Genomic DNA, 18,313 nt, shown 5'->3' with positions numbered 1-18,313 from the left:
ACCCATGAGGAGCATGCACCATGGCCGTCACCCTGACGCCGTACTTCGACAGAACGGCGCGCAATGAGAGACAGCCCGCCGGCTGTCCACCGCCGCTGCGCCACACCATCCACATCAAGGACGGATCGCAGCCGCAGAGCCGGGTCTTCGCGTACGTGGAGCGCGAACTCCCGCCCGGCGGCATACCCGCGTACCGTGCGGCGCGTAAGGCCGGGGCCCGTTCCTTCGTGCTGTGGGCTGACGAACGCCGGGAGCAACAGCTGGCGCGCCTTGTCACGCAATCGGCACACGGCGGCCGTACGACCTATCAGGTACTGGACGCGCACGGACAGATCACCGGCACGATCACGCGCCGCAACGCGTTCCGAGGCGGAGGGCTGCGTACGCGCTGGACGGTGGCGCAGCCCGGAGGTCCGGAGGCGGTCGGGTACAAGGGACGCCTCTTCTGGTGGCTGGTCTGCTGGCTGATGTCCCCCCTGCTACCGCTGTTCCTCATCGGCGCCCTGTTCGAGAACGGCGATCTCCCCCGCGCCCCGCGGCGCGTGACATGGCGGGCCGGCGGCCGGACGGTCATGGTGCACAAGCCTTCCTCGGAGGCGGTGCTGCTCCACCCGCCCGAGCCGGATCCCCGGGTCGGCGCCGCGCTCGCGGCCCTGCTGCTGTCTTTCAAGGGCTGGTACGGCACGTCCTGGGACGACCGCAAGGAATAGCCCGGCCGGCCGGGCCCGGGAGATGGAAGCGGCCCCGGCCTCGCCGCCGCGGTGGTCAGTGTGCTGATCGGTTCACGCCATCGTCCCGGTCTGGTCCCGAGACCGCCCCGGCGTCCTGGCAGAGGCTAGTGTCCTGGTCACGGGAGTGTGCACCAGTACGAGAGCGCGACAGGCCCGTCCAGCCAGCCACTCACACGAGCACGGGGGAGACACCAGTATGCCGAAGTACCCGAGCACGGCCGTCGGAAGACCTTCGCGGCGGCGGATGCTGCGACTTGCCGGAGGCGGCGTTGCGCTGACCGTCCTGGGAACAGGGGCGAGCGGGTGCCGCGAAGACTCGGCCGACGGAGGGGAGGGCGGGAACGGCGGTGACGGCGGAAAGTCGCCGGACCCCGGGGGCAAGCCGTCCGAGGGAGCGACGGACGAGTACGGGCGGGCCCCCGCGCCGCTGTGGGCGAAGACCACCTCGGCGCGGACCTTCGGGGACCGCGACGAACTCGTGGCCGAGAGCGGCGTGGTGATCGCGACCGGCGACCCGCTCACCGGCCTCGACACGAAGACCGGCAAGGCGAAGTGGCAGCTGAAGGGCGCCGCGATTCCCGGAGCTCCGCTGCTGCTCGGCAACGGCACCCTGTATCTGGCCAGCGGCAAGTACGACGGCACCGTCGTCGGGTACGAACCGGCGTCGGGCAAGGAGACCTGGCGCAGCCGCCTGGACAAGGGATACCGGCAGCCGAGGCCGATCGCGCTGGACGGAAAGCAGGTCTACGTCGTCGCCGAGATCCTCAACAGCGACGGCTCGTCCCACACCAACGTGATCGCCGCGCTGGACAGCGGTACGGGGAAGGTGGTGTGGAAGGAACAGCGGGACCTCGGCACCGAGCAGAACGGCATTCACGCTGCCGTACAGGGCCGCTACCTCGTCTACACCGACTTCAAGGACAACCTCACGGTCCGCGACACCGCCACCGGCAGACAGGTGTGGACCCAGAAGACGGCCAAGACCAACTACGGCTTCTTCGCCGTCCACCAGAACCTCGTCATCGTGCCGCAGGGACAGAAGCTCCAGGCATTCGGCATCTCCGACGGCGCCGAGAAGTGGACCGTGCGGAGCGAGAAGTTCAGCTCCTTCAAGGAGCCGGCCGTCCTGGACGGTGTGCTCTACGTCGCCGACAGCGGCAGTACGCTCTGGGCCCTCGACGCCCAGACCGGCCGCAAGATCTGGCAGTCCAAGGCCCTCATCGACACGGGCGCCCGCGTACCCGCGCGGTTCGTCAAGGCGGGCGGCACCCTCTACGGAGCCACCGACCTCGACAAACAGGGTGGCGTGCACGCGTTCGACGTCAAGACCGGCGCCCTGCGGTGGACGTTCAACGACGACAGCGGCGACCATCACGCGTGGCTCGTGGCCACCGACGGCACCCACCTCTTCGCCCTGCACGGCAAGAAGCTCCACGCCCTCCCCACGTAAGAGGGCGCCCCGGCGGCGGTCAGACGTGGCGCGGGACCCGTGCCTAGACGTTGAAGCGGAACTCCACCACGTCGCCGTCCTGCATCACGTAGTCCTTGCCCTCCATGCGGGCCTTGCCCTTCGCGCGGGCCTCCGTGACCGAGCCCGCCTCCATCAGGTCGTCGAACGAGATGACCTCGGCCTTGATGAAGCCCTTCTGGAAGTCGGTGTGGATCACGCCGGCCGCCTCCGGGGCGGTGGCGCCCTGGCGGATGGTCCAGGCGCGGGACTCCTTCGGGCCTGCCGTGAGGTACGTCTGGAGGCCCAGGGTGCGGAAGCCGACGCGGGCCAGGGTGGCGAGGCCCGGCTCCTCCTGACCGACCGTCTGGAGGAGTTCGAGGGCCTCCTCCTCGTCCAGTTCGACGAGGTCGGCCTCGAGCTTGGCGTTCAGGAACACCGCTTCGGCCGGGGCGATCAGGGCGCGCTGCTCGTCCTTGAAGGACTCGTCGGTCAGCTCGTCCTCGTCGACGTTGAAGACGTAGATGAACGGCTTCGTCGTCAGCAGGTGCAGGTCGTGCAGCGGGGCGGCGCGCTCGGTGCCCTGGGCGATGCCCGCGGCGAACAGGGTGCGGCCGTCCTCCAGGATGGCCTGGGCCTCCTCGACGGCCTTCACCTCGGCCTGCTTGTCCTTCTTGACGCGGGCCTCCTTCTGGAGGCGCGGCAGGACCTTCTCGATGGTCTGGAGGTCCGCGAGGATCAGTTCGGTGTCGATCGTGTCGATGTCGTCGCGGGGGGAGATCTTCCCGTCGACGTGCACGACGTTGTCGTCCTGGAACGCCCGGATCACCTGGCAGATGGCGTCGGCCTCGCGGATGTTCGCCAGGAACTGGTTGCCCATGCCCTCGCCCTTGCTCGCGCCGCGCACGATGCCCGCGATGTCGACGAAGTCGACCGTGGCGGGCAGCACCTTCTGCGAGTCGAAGACCTCTGCGAGCCTGCCGAGCCGGGCGTCCGGGATGCCCACCACGCCGACGTGCGGGTCGATGGTGGCGAACGGGTAGTTGGCCGCCAGCACGTTGTTCCTGGTGAGAGCGTTGAACAGGGTCGACTTGCCGACATTCGGCAGACCGACGATTCCGATCGTGAGCGACACGTGGCGACTTCCCGTAGCGAGTGGACCGTGGCGGAGGACAGCCCGCCGGACGCGGACCGATCCACCAGTCTACGGGCGCGTCCGCCGCGGCCCGGCACGGGAACCGGGGCCGTACGCGTACGGGCACGTCACACCGTACGCGGGCGGGTGCCTCACCCGTTCGGGTCACGATTCGTCGAACAGGCGGACAAGATGATCCTCCCTGCGTGTCCATGCCGGAAACCGGCGGGGTGCGGGCTCTACGTTGGTGCGGTGGAGCCGTACAGCGCGCGTGTGTCCCCGCAGAGTGACCAGCAGGCGGTGCCGGCCGCCCGGCGGCCGCGGCCGCCCCGGCCGCTGAGGCCCGTACACGAGCCGCAGGAGGCGTCCGAGGCGCGCCCGTCGCGCCCGCCCGCGCCGCCCGGCGCACGCCGCCCGCGCGGCGCGCCCGGCTCGGCGGCGCGGACCAGCGGCGCGCGCGGCTCGGTCCTGCACCGTGCGCTGACCCGTACGCCGCCGAAGGAGGCGCTCGCCACCGCCATGTCCCGGCTGCCCGCTCCCCGGCTCACCGCGCTCGGCACCGGCGTGCTCGCCGTGCTGCTCATGACGGTGATCGGTGCGCTGGACGCGCTGCTTCTCGGCGCCTCACCGGCCACCTACGGCGTCTTCTTCCTGCTGGTCAGCGCCGCCTCCGCGGCCTGGGTGCGGCCGGCCGACCTGTACGGGGCGCCAGTCGCGGCACCCCTCGCGTACGCCGCCGGGCTGTTCTTCGTCAGCCCGGGCGGCGAGGGGTTCGGCAGCACCGTGATGGGCCTCGTCTCGGGGCTGTCCCTGCAGGCGGGCTGGGTCTACGGCGGCACGTTCCTGGCCGGGGTGATCGCGCTCGTACGCCGGATCGCGTTCGTACGGCGCCGGCGGGCCGAACGGCGTGCCCGCGCCACAGCGGAACGGGCGGCCTGACCGCTCGGCGTACGGACGTCAGCGTGCCTGGTCCTGGGTGGCGTACGGCGTGACCCCTCCGCGTACGGACGTCGCCGTGCGCGGTCCTCGTCGGCGTACGCCGCTGTCAGCCCGCGCCCTCCGCGCGGACCTTCCCCTTCTCCGCCGCCTCCGTGCGCAGGTCCCGGCGCAGCTCCTTCGGCAGCGAGAACTGCATGTGCTCCTCCACCGGCTGCACGACCTCCAGGTCGTCCCAGCCGCGCTCGCGGAGCCAGTCCAGCACGCCGTCGATCAGCACGTCCGGCACCGAGGCGCCCGACGACAGCCCGACGGTGGTGACGCCCTCGAGCCAGGACTCGTCGATCTCGCCGGCGTTGTCGACGAGGTGGCCCGCGGTGGCGCCGTGGTTGAGGGCGGTCTCCACCAGGCGTACCGAGTTGGAGGAGTTCTTGGAGCCGACGACCAGGACGAGGTCCGACTCGGCGGCGACCTTCTTGATGGCGGTCTGGCGGTTCTGCGTGGCGTAGCAGATGTCGTCGCTGGGCGGGCTGAGCAGGTTCGGGTAGCGGCTCTGCAGCGCGTCCACCGTCTCCATCGTCTCGTCGACCGACAGCGTGGTCTGGGACAGCCAGACGACCTTGTCCGGGTCGCGCACCTCGACGTTCTGCACGTCGTCGGGGCCGTCCACCAGCGTGATGTGGTCGGGCGCCTCGCCGCTGGTGCCGATGACCTCCTCGTGGCCCTCGTGGCCGATGAGCAGGATGTCGTAGTCGTCCTTGGCGAACCGGACGGCTTCCTTGTGCACCTTGGTGACCAGCGGGCAGGTGGCGTCGATGGTGGCCAGCCCGCCGCGTTCCGCTTCGTCGTGGACCTGGGGTGCCACGCCGTGCGCGGAGAAGATCACGATCTCGCCGGCGGGCACCTCGGAGGTCTCCTCGACGAAGATCGCGCCCTTCTTCTCCAGGGTCTGCACGACGTACTTGTTGTGGACGATCTCGTGGCGCACGTAGATGGGCGCGCCGTACTGCTCCAGGGCCTGCTCGACGGCGATCACTGCGCGGTCCACGCCCGCGCAGTACCCACGGGGGGCGGCGAGCAGGATCCGGCGCTCGGCGGGGCGGCTGACAGGCGTTGCGGTCATGGCCACCATCGTACGGGCCGGGTGTCGGCGCCGGGTGCGGGCGGCCCTTTTCGGGCAAGCTGACGGCATGCCTGGAACGGACCGTCTGCGGCGCGAACTCACCACCCGGGACCTGGTCGTCTACGGTCTGCTGTTCATCGCGCCGATGGCGCCCGTCGGTGTCTTCGGGGCGCTGGACGCCAAGAGCCACGGCGTGGTGCCCCTCGTCTACGTGGTGGCCACCGTCGCGATGGCCTTCACCGCGTACTCGTACGCGCGGATGGTGCGCGTCGTCCCGCAGGCCGGGTCCGTGTACGCGTACGCGCGCACCGGTCTGGGCGAGGGGCCGGGCTTCGCGGCGGGCTGGATGGCGATGCTGGACTACCTTCTGATCCCCGCCGTGGCCTACCTCTTCTGCGGCATCGCCATGGAGGAGCTGGTCCCCGAGGTCGACCAGTGGGTGTGGACGGTGGCCGCCGTCGTGGTCACGACGGCGCTGAACCTCGCGGGCGTGCGTACGGCCGCGGTCGTCGGCTTCGTGGTGCTGCTGCTGGAGATCGCGGTGCTCCTGCTGTTCGTCGCGGCGGCGCTGGTGGTGGTCGTACGGGACGGTACGGAACGCGGCTGGGCGTCGCCGTTCACCGGCGACCGCGCCTTCTCGGCGCGGGCGGTGCTGAGCGCGGTCTCGATCGCGGTGCTCTCGTACCTGGGCTTCGACGCGATCGCCAACTTCGTGGAGGAGGCCGCCGAGGGCGCGACCCGGGTGGCGCGCGCCCTGGTGGGCTGCCTGCTGCTGGCGGGCGTGCTGTTCGTGGCGCAGACGTATCTGGTCGCGCTGCTGTCCGACGACTCGTCGCGCGAGCTGGCCGAGCATCCGGAGGATCAGGGCGCGGCGTTCTACGTGGCCGTACGGGAGGCCGTCGGCGGCTGGCTGCACACGACGGTGGCGGCCAGCAAGGCCCTCGGCGCCGCGTTTGCCGCGCTGGCGGCGCAGGCAGCGGCGGGGCGGCTCGTGTTCGCGATGGCGCGGGACGGGCGGCTGCCGCGTCCGCTGTCGAAACTGGCCGAGACCAGCCGGGTGCCGCAGCGCGCTGTGCTGTTGTCGGCGGTCATCACGATGGGGGCCGCGGTGTGGGCGTCGCGCGAGCCGGACGGGCTGGACAGGCTGGTGTCGCTGGTCGACATGGGCGCGCTGACGGCGTTCGCGCTGCTGCACCTGTCGGTGATGGGGTACTTCGGCGTACGGAAGCTGGGGGACGGCCCCGTCCGCCTGCTGGGGGACTGGGTGGTGCCGCTCCTCGGGCTGGCCATCACGATCGCGGTGATCGTGACGGCGAACCGGGACGCGCAGGTGCTGGGCGCCGTGTGGCTCGTCGCGGGGCTGCTGGTGTTCGGCGCGCAGCGGCTGCGCGGCCGTGGCGGGGACGGCGATGGCGGCGGCGGGGGAGTGGGTGCGGGGCGGGAGCCGGAGCGCGAGGGGTGACGGGGATGGGCGGTGTCGGTGACGGGCCGTAGCCTCTCCGTATGGCTCTCCAAACGTCCGCCGAGTCGCCGGTCCCCGTCGGCAAGCTCTCGCAGCTGATCGGCGAATGGATCAACCGGCTCGGCGCGGTCTGGGTCGAGGGGCAGATCACGCAGCTGAACCGGCGCTCCCGGCAGAGCTGGGTGTATCTCACCCTGCGCGACCCCTCGCACGAGATCTCGGTCAACGTCGTCTGCCCGCCCGATGTCTTCGCGCAGGTCGCGGAGACCGTCACGCACGGGTCGCGGGTGGTGGTCTTCGCGAAGCCGTCCTGGTACGCGCCGCGCGGCACGCTGTCGCTGCGCGCCGCGCAGATCCGCCCGGTCGGCGTCGGCGAGCTGCTGATACGGCTGGAGCAGCTGAAGCGGACGCTCGCCGCCGAGGGGCTGTTCGCCGCCGAGCGGAAGAAGCCGCTCCCGTTTCTGCCGCAGTGCATCGGCCTGGTGACGGGCCGGGCCTCGGACGCCGAGCGCGACGTACTGCGGAACGCGACGCTCCGTTGGCCCGCGGTCCGCTTCGAGGTGCGCCAGGTGGCGGTGCAGGGCGCCCGCGCCGTGCCCCAGGTCATCGGCGCCATACGGGAGTTGGACGAGCAGCCCGGGGTGGACCTGATCATCGTGGCGCGCGGTGGCGGCGGCCTGGAGGACCTGCTGCCGTTCTCCGACGAGGAGCTGGTGCGCGCGGTGGCCGCGTGCCGTACGCCCGTGGTGTCCGCCATCGGGCACGAGCGGGACTCGCCGCTCCTCGACCTGGTCGCGGACCTGCGCGCCTCGACCCCGACGGACGCGGCGAAGCGGACGGTGCCGGACGTGGGCGAGGAGCACGAGCGCGTACGGGCGCTGCGCGAACGGGCCTGGCGGGTCGTCAACGGCTTCCTGGACCGCGAGGAACGCGCCCTGGCCGAGGTGCGGAGCCGGCCGGTGCTGGCCGATCCGCACTCGGTAGTCGAGGACCGCGAGGAGGACGTCGCGTCCCTGCTGGGGCGCGCGCGGCGTACGTTCGGGCACCGGCTGGACCGCGCGGAGGACGAGCTGGCCCACACGCGGGCGCGCGTCGTGGCGCTCTCCCCGGCGGCCACGCTGGAGCGGGGGTACGCGGTGCTGCAGCGCGCGGACGGCTCGGTGATCCGCAAGCCGGGTGACGCGGCGCCGGGCGACCCGCTGCGGGCGCGGGTGGCGGAGGGGGAGTTCGGCGTGACGGTGACGGAATAGGCCGCCGCGGCCGGGCGGGGAGCCGTCGGCCGGGCAGGGAGCCGCGGCCGGGCGGCTTGGCGCGGGTCCGGCGGCGGCTTGCCGCGCTGTCACCGGCAGCGCCTAGCCTGGGGCCATGACGACGGATGAGTCCACGCTCCAGTCCACGCTGAGCTACGAGCAGGCGCGCGGTGAGCTGGTCGAGGTGGTGCAGCGGCTCGAGGCGGGCGGTTCGACGCTGGAGGAGTCGCTCGCCCTGTGGGAGCGCGGCGAGGAGCTGGCGCGGATCTGCCGCGAGTGGCTGGAGGGCGCGCGCGCCCGGCTGGACGCGGTGCTCGAAGCCGAGGACGGAGCGGAGGACGGAGAAGACGCCGAGGACGAAGAAGACGCCGAGGACGGAGAAGACGAGTAGGACGGGACCGCCGCCGGCTGAGCCGGCACCGCCCTCGCGGCGCTCAGACGGCCGGCCGCGCGGTCCCGGTCACTTGGTCCTGAGCGCCGTGGCCAGCTCCTTCAGCTGCCCGAACGATGCCGTGCCGGTGACCACCGTCGTGAAGCCGGGCTCCGTACGCACCAGCGCGTCGTACTTGCCGCCCTCGTAGCGGGTCCACTCCTCGCCGCCGATGCGCTCCGTCTTCGCCGTCTTCCGCGCGCCCTGCGTCACGGACTTCACAAACCCGGCCGCGGGCGCGTCGCTCTGCTCCACCGCGGCGTACTCCTCGCCGGGCGTCACGAAGCCGAGGTGCCAGGCCGCCCCCTCCGGGCCGCCGCCCTCGTACCGTACGGAGGTCGCGCGCCACTCCTTGGACAGTCCCTGCGGTGCCGCCACCGGATACGGCGCGGCGCGCCGCGCCGTGCTCACCTCGATGCCGTAACTGACCGTCTTGACCGGGTCCTTGTCCTCGTCGTGCGGGACGAACAGGTAGATCACCCCGGCGGCGAGGGTGATCACGACGAGCGAGATGATCATGTCCCGCGCCGTCTGGGTACCGCGCTTCTTGTCTGCTGCCACCCGCCCATCGTCCCTCATGGGCCCCGCGTGCCCGGCCACGGGGCCCCGGTCGGGGCCCGCTCGGGCTCTCCGCTCAAACGTGGGGCGCACTGCTCATTCTCGTGCGGGCTCGGTACAGTCAGGGAACCCTCGTCCGCGCGGCCGTCGCCGTACAGAAAGGTGCGTCCCGATGTCGGAACACCATCATCTCCCTTCTCCGCTCGAGGTCAGCCCGGAGGCACCCGACCGCAACCTCGCGCTCGAGCTCGTACGGGTCACCGAGGCGGGCGCCATGGCCTCGGGCCGCTGGGTCGGCCGCGGCGACAAGAACGGCGCGGACGGCGCCGCCGTGAAGGCGATGCGCACCCTGGTCTCCACCGTCTCGATGAACGGCGTCGTCGTCATCGGCGAGGGCGAGAAGGACGAGGCGCCGATGCTGTTCAACGGCGAGCGGGTGGGCGACGGGACCGGCGCGGAGTGCGACGTGGCGGTGGACCCGGTGGACGGCACCACACTCACCGCGAAGGGCATGGGCAACGCGGTCTCGGTGCTGGCGGTGGCCGAGCGGGGCGCGATGTTCGACCCGACGGCGGTGTTCTACATGGACAAGCTGGTCACCGGCCCCGAGGCGGCGGAGTTCGTCGACATCAACGCGCCGGCCTCGGTCAACGTGCGCCGCGTGGCCAAGGCCAAGGGCCTGGCGCCGGAGGACGTCACGGTGGTCGTCCTGGACCGGCCCCGGCACGACGGCATCGTCCGGGACATCCGGGAGGCGGGCGCGCGCATCAAGTTCATCTCGGACGGCGACGTGGCGGGCGCGATCATGGCCGTACGGGAGGGGACCGGCGTCGACATGCTGCTCGGCGTGGGCGGCACTCCCGAGGGCATCATCACCGCGTGCGCGATCAAGTGCCTGGGCGGCATGCTCCAGGGCAAGCTGTGGCCCAAGGATGACGAGGAGAGGCAGCGCGCGCTGGACGCCGGGCACGACCTGGACCGGGTGCTGCAGACCGAGGACCTGGTGGGCGGCGAGAACGTCTTCTTCGTGGCCACGGGCATCACGGACGGCGACCTGCTGCGCGGGGTCCGCTACCGCGCGGAGACCGCGTACACGCAGTCGCTCGTCATGCGGTCCAAGTCCGGCACCATCCGCCAGATCGACTCGACGCACCAGCTGGCCAAGCTCCGTGCGTACAGCGCCGTGGACTTCGACCGGGCCCGCTGACCCAACGGGTACGCGGCGGGTGCTCCCGTACGGGCGGGTGCTCCCGTACGGGCGGGTGCTCCCGTACGCGGCGGGGCCCGCGTACGGGGCCGGTTCGAGCGGGTTTGTGAAGGCCTTCACGGAGCTGTGAAGGCGCTCTGAACAGCACGTCATCACTTCGGGTGAATCTTTGGCCGAGTCTTGCGCTCGCAACCCAGAGTTGCCAGTCTGTCGCACACGGTCAACCTGTTGGGGAGGGGCACGTGCCTTTCGGTGAGCAGCCCGCGTATCTGCGTGTCGCCGGCGATCTGCGGCAGAAGATTGTCGACGGAAAGCTGGCGCCCCATACGCGCCTCCCCTCGCAGGCCCGCATTCGCGAGCAGTACGGCGTCTCGGACACCGTCGCGCTGGAGGCGCGCAAGGTGCTGATGGCGGAGGGCCTGGTCGAAGGGCGCTCCGGTTCGGGGACGTACGTCCGCGAGCAGCTGGCCCCGCGGCGGGTCGCCCGCGCCGCGTACCGCTCGGTGGGCGACGCCAGCCCGTTCCGCCAGGAGCAGGCGGACGAGCGGGTCAAGGGCACCTGGGAGGCGCAGAGCGAGCAGGAGGAGGCGACTCCGGCGATCGCGGCGCGGCTGCGCATCGAGCCAGACGAGCGGGTGATGCGCACCCGCTATCTGTTCCGCTCGGAGGGCGAGCCGACCATGCTGTCCACGTCCTGGGAGCCGCTGTCGGTCACGGGCCGCACCCCGGTGATGCTGCCCGAGGAGGGCCCGCTCGGCGGCCACGGCGTGGTGGAGCGGATGGCCGCCATCGACGTGGTGGTGGACAACGTCGTGGAGGAGGTCGGCGCCCGTCCCGGGCTGGCCGAGGAGACGATGGCGCTGGGCGGGGTGCCGGGGCACGCCCTGCTGGTGATCCAGCGGACGTACTTCGCGGGCAGGCGGGCCGTCGAGACGGCGGACGTGGTGATCCCGGCCGACCGCTTCCGGGTCACGTATCACCTGCCGGTGAAGTAAGCGCTGACTGGTCGGGAACGGTCGGGACCGGATCGGATCGGGTGGGCGAACATCTGGCCGAAAGTGTTTGCCCTTTGTGCAAAGTTGAATGCACTGAGTGAGCTCGGACGCGTAGGCTCCGGCATATGCGAAGTGCGAGCGGCGACAGCAGTCCCGTGCTGCCCTGGCTCCTCATACGCCAGGACGGCCACGGCAATCGTTATCGCGTGGGCAGTTATGCCACCCGCGTGGAAGCGGAGCAGATCGCGGACCGGCTCGGCCGCCGGGCCGGCTCCGGTCAGAGGGCCGGGTCCGGTTCGGGCTCGGGCGCGGGCGGTGACACTGACAGCTATCTGGTCGAAAGCCGGGCCCCTGAGGGGGCGGACCGCGGCTGACCGCGTGCAAAATCGGGTATGTGGGTTTTAGTCCTACTTGGCCGGACATTCCCGGCCAAGCGTGTACCCGATCAGGGACGTGGGCGGCGTGGCAGACACCGCTGGACCGGAAGGCGCATCCGAACGCTCCTCCGGTGAGCTCGACGGGACGGCGCCTGCCTCCACGCACGAGGCGGTCTCCTCCCTGCTGGACACACTGCACGTCGGCGTCGTCATGCTGGACGCCAAGGGCCGCGTGCTGCTGTGGAGCCCCGCCGCCGAGGAGATCCTCGGCTGGCCCCCCGGCCGGCTCGCCGGCCGTCACGTCGACACCCTGCTCGCCGCGACCCTCACCGAAACCCCCAACGAGCAGGCCCGCCGCATCTACGACACCCTCCGCCAGGAGCGGAACTGGCGCGGCATCCTGCCCGCCCGCCATCTCGACGGCCACCGCGTCGAGATCGAGAGCCGCGCCTCGCTCCTCTACGACGGCGAGGGTACGGCGTACATCGCCGCCAGCATCGCCGAGATCGGCATGCTCCGCGCGATCGACCAGGACCTCGCCGCGCTCGGCGCCCTCTTCGACTCCTCGCCGCTGGGCATCGCGCTGTTCGACACCAACCTGCGCTATCTGCGCGTCAACGAGGCGCTGGCCCGGCTGAACGGCATGCCCGCCCGCGAGCATGTCGGCAAGACCGTCCGCGAGACGCTGCCGCCCGAAATGGCCGCGGAGATCCACCGGCTGCAGTCCGTCGTCCTGCGCACCGGGCGCCCCGTCGTCGACATGGTGACCTCCGCGCCGGACGGCAGCGGCGCGCGCTCCGTGTCGTACAGCAGGCTCACCGACGACCTGGGCAACGTGCTCGGGCTGAGCTGCGCCGTGATGGACATCTCGGAGCGCCGCGAGGCGCTGTCGAAGATCGAACGGGCCCGGCAGCGGCTGGCGCTGCTCGACCACGTCGGCGTCGCCCTCGGCGACCTCCTCGACGTGCCGCGGATCGCGCGGGCGCTCGCGCACGCGCTGGTGCCGCGGTTCGCGGACTACTCCGGGGTGATGCTGATCAGCCAGCTCGTGCACGGCGGCGACCTGCCCGCGACGGAACTCGTCACCGGGACCCCGCTGCTGCAGCTCGGCGTGGCCGCCAAGCAGCGCGGGCCGGCCGTCGAGCGGATGCTGCGGGTGGGGCAGGACATCGCCTTCGAGACCCGTTCGCACTTCGGCCGGACGCTCAGCACCGGGGAGCCCCATCTCATCGCGTCCCAGGAGGAGTTGAAGGCGGCGACGTTTTCGGGCGACCCGAAGGTGCAGGCCGCGCTCGACCTCGGCATCCACTCGCTGCTGATCGTGCCGCTGCGCGCCCGCGGCATCGTGCTCGGGCTGCTGGTCATCAGCCGGGCCGACGGGCGCGACCCGTTCGACCGTGACGACCTCACGCTCACCATGGACGTCGCCGACCGCGCCGGCACCTCGCTGGACAACGCGCGGCTCTACGCCCGCGAGCGCGAGGGCGCCCTCATGCTGCAGCGCAGCCTGCTGCCGCAGCGGGTGCCCGCGCCGCCAGGCGTCAGCGTCGCGTACCGCTACGTGCCGGGGAGCAGCGGCACCGAGGTGGGCGGCGACTGGTTCGACGTGATCCCGCTGGCGGGCGGCCGGGTCGCGTTCGTCGTGGGCGACGTGATGGGGCACGGGCTGCGGGCCGCCGCCACGATGGGGCGGCTGCGTACCGCCGTACGGACCCTCGCCGGGCTCGACCTGCCGCCCGACGACCTGCTGCGCCGTGTCAACGACCTGGCTGACGACCTCGCGCAGGGCCCCGACGACCCGCTGATGGCCACCTGCCTCTACGCCGTCTACGACCCGTCCACCCGCCGCTGCTCCCTCGCCAAGGCCGGCCATCTCCCGCCGCTGCTGCTGCGGCCGCGGGACGGGGGCGGCTGGCGCGCGGACGCCGTCGAGCTGCCCTCGGGGGCGCCGCTGGGCGTCGGCGGAGTCGACTTCGAGTCGACCGAGCTGGAGGTCGAGGAGGGCTCCGTGCTCGTGCTGTACACCGACGGGCTGGTCGAGCACCGCGGCGAGGACATCACCGTGGGCGTCGAACGCCTCCGCTCCCTGCTCAGCAGCGAAGTCCCCGAGCCCTCGCTCGAGGACGCCTGCGACGAGGTCATCTCCACCCTCGCCTCTCCCGACGGCGCCCGCCCGTCCGACGCGTCCGACGGCGCCCCCGCCGCCGCCCCGGGGACGGCCGACGACGCCGCGCTGCTGATGGCGCAGCTCGGCGGCCTCCCCGAGGGCAGTTCCGCCTCGTGGACGCTGTCCGCGGGCAGTTACGCCGTACGCCGCGCCCGCGCGCTCGTACGCGACACCCTCATCGAGTGGGGCCTGGACGGCATCGTGGACGAGACGGTGCTCCTCGTCAGCGAGTTGGTGACCAACTCGCTGCGCTACGCGCACGGGCCCGTCGGCGTACGGATGGTGCGCGGTACGTCCCTGCTGGTCGAGGTCTCCGATCCGCTGCCCGATCCGCCCCGCGTGCGGAACGCGACGGAGGAGGACGAGGGCGGTCGCGGAATCCAGCTCGTGGCACGGGAATCACGGCGCTGGGGCACGCGGCACGGGGCGCTGGGGAAAACTGTCTGGTTCGAGCTCCCCCTGCCGGGTTAGGAGAGAGGGGGAACCCTGGCGGACGGCAGGGGGATGAAGCACGGAGGTGCGGGAGCGCGCGGATTCTGTCGCAACAGACGGAAATTCGTGCAGTGATCGCGAAGAGCATGTTCCGCACGGCCTTGGCCTGCGAGACTGCTCCGACCGGCACACGCACCGGTGACGGGAAGGGGCGGCGTTGAGTGACATCCCAGTCGAGGCGGCCGGCAAGCCGGACGATGTACGCCGCGCGCTCGCACTGCTGAACGCGGCGGGTGCGCGGATCGGGAACTCACTCGACCTGGAGACAACGGCCCGCGAGCTGCTCGACGTCGCCGTACCGCAGTTCTGCGACCTCGCTTCCGTCGACCTCTACGAGGACGTCCTCGCCGGTGACGAGCCGCACGCCGCCGGTCCCGGCGGCGACGGCAAGCTGCGCCGTGTCGCCTTCGCCAGCGCCGTGTCGGACGCGCCGCTGGCGCTCTCCTCCGACGAGTCCGGGGACGCGAACCCCATCACCGTCGGTTCCACGCACTCGTACGCCTACCACTCCGCCGGTGCGGAGGCCCTGCGTACGGCCCGGGTTCAGCACACGGGCGGGCAGGACGGCTCCGTACCGGCGCAGTTCGGCACCGTGGTGCAGTCCACGCTGTCCGTGCCGATGGTGGCGCGTGAACGGGTGCTGGGGCTGGTGCAGTTCTCCCGCGCCAAGGGCAGCGAGCCGTTCGGCGAACGGGACGGCGCGCTCGCCGCCGAACTCGCCGCGCGCGCCGCCGTCTGCATAGACAACGCCCGCCTCTACCGGCGCGAGCACGAACGCGCGCTCATCCTCCAGCGCAGCCTGCTGCCGCCCGGCAACCCGGAGGCCGCCGGCCTCGACATCGCGTGCCGCTACCTGCCGGGCAATCCGGCCACGGAGGTCGGCGGCGACTGGTTCGACGTGCTCGAACTTCCCGGCCACCGCACCGCGTTGGTCGTCGGCGACGTGATGGGCCGCGGGCTGCGGGCCGCCGTCGCGATGGGCGAACTGCGCACCGCCGTACGCACCCTCGCCCTGCTCGACCTCGAACCGGCCGAAGTGCTCACCGCCCTGGACGAGATCGCGCGCGGACTGGGGGCGCCCTCGTCCGAGGGCAGGGGGCGGCAGGCCCGTACGCAGCGCACGGGGGCCGAGGATCTGGCCGAGGTGTATCTGGCCACGTGTGCGTACGCGGTCTACGACCCGGTAACCCGGCGCTGTACGTTCGCCAACGCGGGCCATCTGCCGCCCATACTGCTCGAACCGGAGGATCCGGGCGGCTCCGCGCTGCTGCTGGAGGTCCCGAAGGGCGTACCGCTCGGCGTCGGCGGCGAACCGTTCGAGCAGATCGAGGTGGAGCTGCCCGACGGGTCGCTGCTCGCCCTCTACACCGACGGCCTCGTGGAGTCCCGCGACCACCCGCTGGACGAGGGCCTGACCGCGTTCCGTACGGCGCTCGTCGACGCGCCGCCCCTCCTGGAGGACGTCGCCGACCGGGTGCTGAACCGGCTCAACGTGCACCACGGCGAGGACGACATCGCCCTCCTCGTCGCCCGCGTGCAGGGCCTGCCCGCCGACTCCGTCGGCGACTGGCGGCTGCCCTCGGAGCCCCGCTCCGTCTCCCGCGCCCGCGAGCTGGCCCGCGACCAGCTCACCGACTGGCACCTCAACGACCTCGCCGACACCACCGAGTTGCTCGTCAGCGAGCTGGTGACGAACGCGCTCCGGCACGGCGAGGGCGAGATCCGGCTGCGGTTGCTGCTGGACCGCACCCTCGTGTGCGAGGTCTGGGACGCGGGCCTGGTCCAGCCGCGCCGCCGGCGCGCCCGCGTGACGGACGAGGGCGGGCGCGGACTCCAGCTGGTCGGGCTGCTGAGCGCGGGCTGGGGGAGCAGACGTACGCCGCAGGGCAAGACCGTCTGGTTCGAACTGCCCCTGCCGGACGGGCGGTCGAAGCCGGTCGATCCGACAGAGGCGCTGCTGAGCCTGTTCTGAGGGGAGCCCCGGCGGCGGGGCGGTCCCGGCGGCGGGGAGCCCCGCCGCGGGGAGCCCCGCCGCGGCCCGGCTAGTCCGCGGACTCGGCCCAGCCCTCCGCCCGGATACGGGCGTTGTCTCGTGGCCGTACGCTCAGGAACACCGGCCGCTCCCCGCGCAGCACCCGGATGTCGTCCACGTACACGCCCCGCCCCTGCTGCTGGGCGTCCGTGGTGTACCGCCAGCGTACGGACGTCACCCCGGCGGGTAGCGGTGCGCTCGCGCGCAGCCAACGGCGCCCGGAGAAGCCCGAGAAGCCGCCCGCGCCGTCCCCGTCGCCCGGCCAGCGGTGCTCGCCGGTACGGAGTTCCAGCGGCACCGGCCGCCAGTTCGCACCGCCGTCGGTGCTGGCCTCCACGGTGCACCGGTCGGTGGACTCCGTGTCGTACCAGAGGCGGAAACGGAGCGACGCGTCCTTCTCCACCGCCCGTACGAGCGGCACTTCGAGCGTCGCCGTCGCCGCGTCGCGCTGCCCGGAGAACCAGGCGGCGCGGCCGGCCTCCGTACGCACCGGCAGCGCGCGGGCCAGATGCCGGGCGGGGGCGCGGCGGTAGTCGCTGGTGGTGCCCCGTTCGCGGGTCGGGTGCACGCGGTTGGTCAGCAGCACGTACAGGCTGCCGCTCAGCGGGTCGCCCACCAGGCAGGTGCCGGTGAAGCCGGTGTGCCCGAAGCCGACCGGGGAGGTCAGGGCGTCCATGTAGAAGCGCTGGTCGAGCTGCCAGCCGAGACCGCGGGCGGCGTCCGTGCCCAGGCCCGGGTTCTGGTTGGTGAGCATCCGGCGCACCCAGTCTTCGCCGAGCACCCGGTGCCCGCCGTACGTGCCGCCGTTGAGCACCATCTGCCCGAACACGGCCATGTCGGCGGCGGTGGAGAAGACGCCCGCGTGGCCGGCGACGCCGCCGAGGTAGTACGCGTTCTCGTCGTGCACGGAGCCGCGCACCATGCCGCGTCCGGTCCCCGGCTGGTACTCGGTGGCCGCGACGCGGTCCAGCCGTTCCGCCGGCGGGTTGTAGCCGGTGTCGGCCATGCCCAGCGGGGTCGTGATCATCTGCTCGACGAGCCGGTCGAGGCTCTTGCCGGACAGCTCCTCGGCGAGCCGGGCGGCGGTGATGAGGTTGAGGTCGGAGTACGTGTAGTCGCTGCCCGGCTCGAACGTCAGCGGCTCAGCGTAGATCGCCGCCATCCGCGCCTCGTTGTCCGGGTACGGGCCCAGGTCGTGCCACGCCTTCATGCCGGTGGTGTGGGTCAGCAACTGCCGTACGGCGATCGCCGACTTGGCCGGGTCGGCGCGGTCGAACTCCGGGAGATAGTGCGCCACCGGCGCGTCCAGGTCCAGCGTGCCCCGCTCGGCCAGGCTGACCAGCACCACGGAGGTGAACAGCTTGGACACCGAGGCCATGTCGAAGATCGTGTCCGGGCGCATCGGCACCCACTCGTCGCGGGGCAGCTCCACGGCCTTCTCGCCCGCCGCGTCCCAGCTCTCGTAGCGCAACGCGTGGCCGCGCGCGGCGTGTTCGACGATCACGCCGTCCCGCGCGGCGAGCAGGACGAAGCCGGGGTGCGACGGGTCGGGGCGGCCGGGGCCGGGCCGCAGGTACTCCTCCGCGGCCGGCACCGCGCGCGCCACGTGCTCCTCGAGCAGCCCCGCCTGCCGCGCGCTGCCCGGCCGCAGGGTGCGCGGCCGGAAGCGCAGGTCGTCCGGCGTCACGGTGGGCGGCCCGGCCGCCGCGTCCGGGCGGGCGGGCACGTCCGCCGCGGCCGCCGGAGCGCTGGCTCCGGACAGGCCGGACAGGACGGCGAAGCCGCCCACGGTGCCCAGGAAGTGCCGACGTCTCATCACGATGCGATGCCCCCATGCTCGTATGTGCTGGTAAGGCCAGGTGCGCGGTTCTTTGGCGCGTACGGGCAGCAGCGTAGTCAGCGGCGGGGCCGCTGTGACCAGGTACGCGCGGACGCCGTTGGTCGGACCACTGGCGGTCGGCGGGCCTTGGC

Annotated in this window: 15 protein-coding genes; 11 read left to right on the top strand and 4 right to left on the bottom strand. The window is 72.3% G+C overall.

Annotated features, from left to right (window positions below; translation table 11 throughout):
• Positions 1 to 20 precede the first annotated feature (20 nt).
• Both DVA86_RS16035 and DVA86_RS16030 read left to right on the top strand, forming a co-directional pair.
• On the top strand, positions 21 to 710 hold the full coding sequence (locus DVA86_RS16035; RefSeq protein WP_245996637.1) for a hypothetical protein: 690 nt from the start codon (positions 21 to 23) through the stop codon (positions 708 to 710).
• 217 nt (positions 711 to 927) lie between these two features.
• A complete protein-coding gene (locus tag DVA86_RS16030) occupies positions 928 to 2,181 on the top strand; it encodes a PQQ-binding-like beta-propeller repeat protein (RefSeq protein ID WP_208879138.1) in 1,254 nt (417 codons plus the stop codon).
• A gap of 43 nt (positions 2,182 to 2,224) precedes the next feature.
• Here DVA86_RS16030 and ychF read toward each other — a convergent pair whose 3' ends face one another.
• Positions 2,225 to 3,313, bottom strand: a complete 1,089-nt coding sequence (gene ychF, locus DVA86_RS16025) for a redox-regulated ATPase YchF (protein WP_208879137.1) — start codon at positions 3,311 to 3,313, stop codon at positions 2,225 to 2,227.
• Between the two features lie 273 nt (positions 3,314 to 3,586).
• On the opposite strand from ychF, the gene DVA86_RS16020 reads away from it, so the two are divergent.
• A complete protein-coding gene (locus DVA86_RS16020; RefSeq protein ID WP_208879135.1) occupies positions 3,587 to 4,252 on the top strand; it encodes a DUF6542 domain-containing protein in 666 nt (221 codons plus the stop codon).
• A 106-nt stretch (positions 4,253 to 4,358) separates the two neighbouring features.
• On the opposite strand, the gene DVA86_RS16015 is transcribed toward DVA86_RS16020, so the two are convergent.
• The gene (locus DVA86_RS16015) at positions 4,359 to 5,372 is read right to left on the bottom strand and encodes a 4-hydroxy-3-methylbut-2-enyl diphosphate reductase (protein ID WP_425470841.1); all 1,014 of its coding nucleotides are present in this window, start codon (positions 5,370 to 5,372) and stop codon (positions 4,359 to 4,361) included.
• Between the two features lie 67 nt (positions 5,373 to 5,439).
• Between DVA86_RS16015 and DVA86_RS16010 the strand changes: the two genes are divergently transcribed.
• The 3 genes from DVA86_RS16010 to DVA86_RS16000 all read left to right on the top strand — a co-directional run bounded on the left by DVA86_RS16010 (position 5,440) and on the right by DVA86_RS16000 (position 8,475).
• A complete protein-coding gene (locus tag DVA86_RS16010; RefSeq protein ID WP_208879132.1) occupies positions 5,440 to 6,834 on the top strand; it encodes an APC family permease in 1,395 nt (464 codons plus the stop codon).
• Positions 6,835 to 6,875: 41 nt separating this feature from the next.
• Positions 6,876 to 8,084 (top strand): exodeoxyribonuclease VII large subunit, encoded by a 1,209-nt coding sequence (xseA, locus tag DVA86_RS16005; RefSeq protein ID WP_208879131.1) that lies wholly within the window; start codon positions 6,876 to 6,878, stop codon positions 8,082 to 8,084.
• A gap of 115 nt (positions 8,085 to 8,199) precedes the next feature.
• Positions 8,200 to 8,475, top strand: coding sequence for an exodeoxyribonuclease VII small subunit (locus DVA86_RS16000; RefSeq protein ID WP_208879130.1), 276 nt, complete (start codon positions 8,200 to 8,202; stop codon positions 8,473 to 8,475).
• Between the two features lie 69 nt (positions 8,476 to 8,544).
• Here the strand turns inward: DVA86_RS16000 and DVA86_RS15995 are convergent, their stop codons facing one another.
• Positions 8,545 to 9,093, bottom strand: coding sequence for a DUF4245 domain-containing protein (locus DVA86_RS15995; RefSeq protein WP_208879129.1), 549 nt, complete (start codon positions 9,091 to 9,093; stop codon positions 8,545 to 8,547).
• Between the two features lie 151 nt (positions 9,094 to 9,244).
• Between DVA86_RS15995 and glpX the strand changes: the two genes are divergently transcribed.
• The 5 genes from glpX (at position 9,245) to DVA86_RS15970 (ending at position 16,282) form a co-directional block, all read left to right on the top strand.
• Positions 9,245 to 10,279 (top strand): class II fructose-bisphosphatase, encoded by a 1,035-nt coding sequence (gene glpX, locus DVA86_RS15990; RefSeq protein WP_208879128.1) that lies wholly within the window; start codon positions 9,245 to 9,247, stop codon positions 10,277 to 10,279.
• Positions 10,280 to 10,521: 242 nt separating this feature from the next.
• Positions 10,522 to 11,274: a GntR family transcriptional regulator gene (locus DVA86_RS15985; protein ID WP_208879127.1), complete on the top strand. Its 753-nt coding sequence runs from the start codon at positions 10,522 to 10,524 to the stop codon at positions 11,272 to 11,274.
• Positions 11,275 to 11,399: 125 nt separating this feature from the next.
• Positions 11,400 to 11,648: an SPOR domain-containing protein gene (locus tag DVA86_RS15980; protein WP_208879126.1), complete on the top strand. Its 249-nt coding sequence runs from the start codon at positions 11,400 to 11,402 to the stop codon at positions 11,646 to 11,648.
• 88 nt (positions 11,649 to 11,736) lie between these two features.
• The gene (locus tag DVA86_RS15975; RefSeq protein WP_245996634.1) at positions 11,737 to 14,289 is read left to right on the top strand and encodes a SpoIIE family protein phosphatase; all 2,553 of its coding nucleotides are present in this window, start codon (positions 11,737 to 11,739) and stop codon (positions 14,287 to 14,289) included.
• Between the two features lie 178 nt (positions 14,290 to 14,467).
• On the top strand, positions 14,468 to 16,282 hold the full coding sequence (locus DVA86_RS15970) for an ATP-binding SpoIIE family protein phosphatase (RefSeq protein ID WP_208879125.1): 1,815 nt from the start codon (positions 14,468 to 14,470) through the stop codon (positions 16,280 to 16,282).
• Positions 16,283 to 16,352: 70 nt separating this feature from the next.
• Here DVA86_RS15970 and DVA86_RS15965 read toward each other — a convergent pair whose 3' ends face one another.
• Positions 16,353 to 18,158 (bottom strand): serine hydrolase domain-containing protein, encoded by a 1,806-nt coding sequence (locus DVA86_RS15965; protein ID WP_208879123.1) that lies wholly within the window; start codon positions 18,156 to 18,158, stop codon positions 16,353 to 16,355.
• Positions 18,159 to 18,313 lie beyond the last annotated feature (155 nt).

The organism is Streptomyces armeniacus, assembly GCF_003355155.1.
Lineage (GTDB): Bacteria > Actinomycetota > Actinomycetes > Streptomycetales > Streptomycetaceae > Streptomyces > Streptomyces armeniacus.
Note: the sequence above shows the minus strand (reverse complement) of the source record. Positions and strands in the feature narration are given on the sequence as shown.

Excerpts from the sequence above, each read along its gene's own strand:
- DVA86_RS16015 (WP_425470841.1), bottom strand. The coding sequence starts at position 5,372 with ATGACCGCAACGCCTGTCAGCCGCCCCGCCGAGCGCCGGATCCTGCTC.
- DVA86_RS15980 (WP_208879126.1), top strand. The coding sequence starts at position 11,400 with ATGCGAAGTGCGAGCGGCGACAGCAGTCCCGTGCTGCCCTGGCTCCTC.
- DVA86_RS16035 (WP_245996637.1), top strand. The coding sequence starts at position 21 with ATGGCCGTCACCCTGACGCCGTACTTCGACAGAACGGCGCGCAATGAG.
- glpX (WP_208879128.1), top strand. The coding sequence starts at position 9,245 with ATGTCGGAACACCATCATCTCCCTTCTCCGCTCGAGGTCAGCCCGGAG.
- DVA86_RS15995 (WP_208879129.1), bottom strand. The coding sequence starts at position 9,093 with ATGAGGGACGATGGGCGGGTGGCAGCAGACAAGAAGCGCGGTACCCAG.
- DVA86_RS16030 (WP_208879138.1), top strand. The coding sequence starts at position 928 with ATGCCGAAGTACCCGAGCACGGCCGTCGGAAGACCTTCGCGGCGGCGG.
- xseA (WP_208879131.1), top strand. The coding sequence starts at position 6,876 with ATGGCTCTCCAAACGTCCGCCGAGTCGCCGGTCCCCGTCGGCAAGCTC.
- DVA86_RS15965 (WP_208879123.1), bottom strand. The coding sequence starts at position 18,158 with ATGAGACGTCGGCACTTCCTGGGCACCGTGGGCGGCTTCGCCGTCCTG.
- DVA86_RS16010 (WP_208879132.1), top strand. The coding sequence starts at position 5,440 with ATGCCTGGAACGGACCGTCTGCGGCGCGAACTCACCACCCGGGACCTG.
- DVA86_RS16000 (WP_208879130.1), top strand. The coding sequence starts at position 8,200 with ATGACGACGGATGAGTCCACGCTCCAGTCCACGCTGAGCTACGAGCAG.